Genomic DNA, 2,190 nt, shown 5'->3' on the forward strand with positions numbered 1-2,190 from the left:
ATTGAAAACAGACACTTTACATATTTTACCGCAAGTGAAATTTATTTCGCCCAATTTTGATATTAAGAAAATCAATCAATATCAGCTTGGTTGCGAATTATCAGAAACGCATTTTTATTTTTTTGTAAAAGATTCACTTGATAAGTCATTAATTGCTTTAGAGAGTTATCACTTTCCCGTTGAGCCACATTGCCATTCATTGATTGCTAATTTAGAAATGATTTTCGGACAACACGATTTCTTAAAATCTTTGAAATGGAAATCAATTAGCATTACGATTGATAATCAGTCGTTTACATTGTTGCCAACCGCATTATACAAGAAGGAATATATAAATAAATATTTGCAATTAGCCAAAGGACAAGTGCTTGAGGCAGATGAAGAAGTAAGGACTAATATTCATTCAGATTTAGCGTTAATCAATATTTATAGTAGCAATCGCCAGTTATTTAACTGGTTTGAAGAGGCTTACCCACTCTTGAATTTACAATATCAACACCTTTCAAGTCAGTTGATTGATTTTGCTCTCACGTCTAGTAGAGCACAAACTGCTTTCTTACATTTTGGCGAAACGGCTTTTACTATGGTGGTTTCTATTAATGGCGTTTTAAAGTTTTGCAATCGTTTTCATTATAAAACCTCTGAAGATTTAGTATATTTTGTACTTTTCGTGATGAATGAGCTAGAAATAGAACCCGATGAAATATTTATTAGGCTTTATGGCAACATTGATAAAGAATCAGAAGAGTTTCAGTTATTAAATCAATATTTGCCTAAAGTAAAGGTAGGAGATTCATTAAATGAAAATATAGAGGAAGGGCTGATAGAGAAACATCGCTATCTTTGGCTTTTGGTATAATTTTTTCAGAGTGAATCTTATTAACAAATAAAACATTATTGGGTAACTATACAGCTGTGGAGGTATCCCAATCCCTAAACATAACTCACCAAACCAACAAGATTGTGCAAAAAAAAATCGCTTTCTTTCCTGGCTCATTTGATCCTTTTACAAAAGGACATGAAGATATCGTTGTAAGAGCACTCTCGTTATTTGATGAAGTGATTATTGGAATAGGACATAATAGTAACAAAGCGCGCTATTTCCCTATTGAAAAAATGATTAGTTGGATTGAGGAGACTTTTGAAGGCACTCCAGTAAGAGTCGTTTCCTATAATGGACTAACGGCTAATGTAGCTATTGAAATGGGTGCTAATTTCCTGTTGAGAGGATTGAGAAATACAACTGATTTTGAGTATGAAAACTCAATTGCTCAGGTAAATCGCTACCTTGTAGATGGACTAGAAACGGTATTCCTGATTACTTCTCCACATTTAGCACCCATTAGTTCAACCATTATTCGTGATTTACATCGCTATGGAACTAGCATCGACGCCTTTCTTCCTTATAATATTAATAAGTAGTTGGTTTTGTATCGGCTAGATTCATTTTCATCATATTTGTATCTGCCGTCGATAAAAGATTGTTCTCGTAATTGTTAACAATAACTGATAGAATATCTTTTAGTTGCTCTACTTTCTCGGTACCAATGATTTCTGAGAATTTGTTTTCAATATTAATAGTACATTCTTTCCAATGCAACATCGTATTGATGCCTCTATCGCTTAATTTTACAATAAGCGTTCTGGCATCGCTAGGATGTTTTTCTATCGTTACAAAGCCTTCGTCTTGTAATTCTTTTACCAATTTACTCATTGCCTGTTTGGTTACACCTGCCAAATGAGCCAAATTGTTAATATTAGAACCTTCTAAATCAATATGGATTAAAGCTACCATGTGCCCAACCCTAAAATTTGTATATCCTTTTGCCTGTAAAAACTCACTGGCTAATGCTCGTACTATTCTTTGTGACTTTGAAATCAATCGCCCAAGATGACGATTTTTAGCTTCCTTGAACTCATTGAGTTCCAATAATTTATTATCCATGATTTCCCCTTCAACACGGATTTAACGTGTTTTTGCTTAATTTTTATAATTTTTTGTATTTTCTGTATGTGTGCTAGTAGAAATAAATCTACTAAATTTTATACAAAGATAATACAAAAAAAATAATTGTCAATAAACTTGACTAATTTAGTAAACTTAGTTTACCTTTGTGGCGTCAAACGGCAAAATTGCTTGATTATCAGAAGTGTTTTTTCTCTAAAATCAAATTATTCAACGAATTAACA

At 32.6% G+C, this 2,190-nt stretch carries 3 protein-coding genes; 2 read left to right on the top strand and 1 reads right to left on the bottom strand.

What is annotated here, in order from left to right; genetic code table 11:
- Window positions 1-859, top strand: an 859-nt coding sequence (locus tag AC07XN_RS24130) for a DUF3822 family protein (protein WP_494744902.1), incomplete at its 5' end; no start/stop codon positions are given.
- A gap of 104 nt (window positions 860-963) precedes the next feature.
- Complete coding sequence (gene coaD, locus AC07XN_RS24135) at window positions 964-1,422, top strand: pantetheine-phosphate adenylyltransferase (protein ID WP_309920629.1); 459 nt, start codon at window positions 964-966, stop codon at window positions 1,420-1,422.
- Here the strand turns inward: coaD and AC07XN_RS24140 are convergent.
- Entirely contained in the window at window positions 1,412-1,945 is a 534-nt protein-coding gene (locus AC07XN_RS24140) for a MarR family winged helix-turn-helix transcriptional regulator (protein ID WP_309920627.1), read from the bottom strand. The two genes, coaD and AC07XN_RS24140, sit on opposite strands and share 11 nt — an antisense overlap.
- Window positions 1,946-2,190 lie beyond the last annotated feature (245 nt).

This window comes from Arcicella sp. GW458-12-2-14-TSB2, from assembly GCF_059423785.1.

Coding starts and splice junctions, on each gene's coding strand:
- AC07XN_RS24140 (WP_309920627.1), bottom strand. CDS start 1,945: ATGGATAATAAATTATTGGAACTCAATGAGTTCAAGGAAGCTAAAAAT.